This is a genomic window from Salinactinospora qingdaonensis (genome assembly GCF_039539445.1).
Taxonomy (GTDB): domain Bacteria; phylum Actinomycetota; class Actinomycetes; order Streptosporangiales; family Streptosporangiaceae; genus Salinactinospora; species Salinactinospora qingdaonensis.
Genome location: NZ_BAABDD010000058.1, coordinates 1 through 2,222 on the forward strand (window position 1 = coordinate 1; position 2,222 = coordinate 2,222).

1 protein-coding gene and 1 rRNA gene are annotated in these 2,222 nt (G+C 59.0%); both read left to right on the plus strand.

The features are described from left to right. The coding region (locus tag ABD848_RS24675) for a hypothetical protein (protein WP_344977551.1) at positions 1 to 196 on the plus strand (196 nt) is incomplete at its 5' end. A gap of 83 nt (positions 197 to 279) precedes the next feature. Further along, positions 280 to 1,819 (plus strand): 16S ribosomal RNA (locus ABD848_RS24680). Positions 1,820 to 2,222 lie beyond the last annotated feature (403 nt).

A 2,222-nucleotide genomic window follows, 5' to 3' on the forward strand; every position in this document is an offset into this window, starting at 1 on the left:
TGAAGAGCTGGTTTTTGGCTTGTGGGGGTTGGGCGGTTGTTTCTTGAGAACTCAACAGCGCGTGTTTGTTTTTCTTGTGCCTTGTTTTTTGGCCCTTGGCTGCCGCGTTTTTGCGTGGTGGTTGTTGGGTTCCTTTGAGGGCATGCTGGCTGGGGGCCTGGCTGTGGTTGGGTGTCTGGTTGGTGTGTTTGTTTGAGGGTTTGGCTCTCTGTTTTTAGGTTTGGCTGCCCCTGTGTGGTTGGGTGTGTTTCCTGGCTTGTGGGGGTGGTTGTTTGGCCTGTGGTGGAGAGTTTGATCCTGGCTCAGGACGAACGCTGGCGGCGTGCTTAACACATGCAAGTCGAGCGAGGCGCTCCTCTTCGGGGGGGTAGTCGAGCGGCGAACGGGTGAGTAACACGTGAGTAACCTGCCCCTGACTCTGGGATAAGCCGGGGAAACTCGGTCTAATACCGGATGTGACCTTCTGCCGCATGGTGGGGGGTGGAAAGGTGTTTTTCTGGTTGGGGATGGGCTCGCGGCCTATCAGCTTGTTGGTGGGGTGATGGCCTACCAAGGCGGTGACGGGTAGCCGGCCTGAGAGGGCGACCGGCCACACTGGGACTGAGACACGGCCCAGACTCCTGCGGGAGGCAGCAGTGGGGAATATTGCGCAATGGGCGAAAGCCTGACGCAGCGACGCCGCGTGGGGGATGACGGCCTTCGGGTTGTAAACCTCTTTTCCTGTTGACGTAGGCTGGGGTTTTTGCTCTGGTTGACGGTAGGTGGGGAATAAGGACCGGCTAACTACGTGCCAGCAGCCGCGGTAATACGTAGGGTCCGAGCGTTGTCCGGAGTTATTGGGCGTAAAGAGCTCGTAGGCGGTGTGTCGCGTCTGCTGTGAAAGTCCAGTGCTTAACGCTGGTTTGGCAGTGGATACGGGCATGCTTGAGGAAGGTAGGGGAGACTGGAATTCCTGGTGTAGCGGTGAAATGCGCAGATATCAGGAGGAACACCGGTGGCGAAGGCGGGTCTCTGGGCCTTTCCTGACGCTGAGGAGCGAAAGCGTGGGGAGCGAACAGGATTAGATACCCTGGTAGTCCATGCTGTAAACGTTGGGCGCTAGGTGTGGGGCCTTTCCACGGGTTCCGTGCCGTAGCTAACGCATTAAGCGCCCCGCCTGGGGAGTACGGCCGCAAGGCTAAAACTCAAAGGAATTGACGGGGGCCCGCACAAGCGGCGGAGCATGTTGCTTAATTCGACGCAACGCGAAGAACCTTACCAAGGTTTGACATTGCCGGTAATCCTCCAGAGATGGGGGGTCCTTTTGGGGATCGGTGACAGGTGGTGCATGGCTGTCGTCAGCTCGTGTCGTGAGATGTTGGGTTAAGTCCCGCAACGAGCGTAACCCTTGTTCCATGTTGCCAGCACGTGGTGGTGGGGACTCATGGGAGACTGCCGGGGTCAACTCGGAGGAAGGTGGGGATGACGTCAAGTCATCATGCCCCTTATGTCTTGGGCTGCAAACATGCTACAATGGCCGGTACAGTGGGCGTGCGATGCCGTGAGGTGGAGCGAATCCCTGAAAGCCGGTCTCAGTTCGGATTGGGGTCTGCAACTCGACCCTATGAAGGTGGAGTCGCTAGTAATCGCGGATCAGCAATGCCGCGGTGAATACGTTCCCGGGCCTTGTACACACCGCCCGTCACGTCACGAAAGTTGGTAACACCCGAAACGTGTGGCCTAACCCGTGTGGGGGGAGCGCGTGAAGGTGGGACTGGCGATTGGGACGAAGTCGTAACAAGGTAGCCGTACCGGAAGGTGCGGCTGGATCACCTCCTTTCTAAGGAGCCTGTTTGGGTGTGGTGGTTGTTGGTGGGTTGACCGAAGGGGTTGGCCGGGCAGCTGCTGCACGTGTGGCTCGGTGTTGTGGAGTCTGACTGTGATCGCCTGGGCTGGGCTGCGTTGAGGCGTGCCTCCGTGGCTGGTTTGGGTGTGGTTGGACGTGTGGAGAGCGGGCGCAAGAAGAGACGAACGTTCCTCATTGTTGCTGGTGATTGGGTGGTGCCTGGTTTGGCTGGGTGGTGCCTGGTTGGTGGTGATGGTGGGGGCGCGCTGTTGGGTGTCTGAGGGAGCAACTGTTGCCCCTGGTTCCTGTGGGCTGGATGCCTGGTTGGGTGTCTGGTGCTGTGGGTGGGGGTGGTGTTCCTGAGGCTGGCCTGCTGAAGACGCTGCTGCCTGTGTGG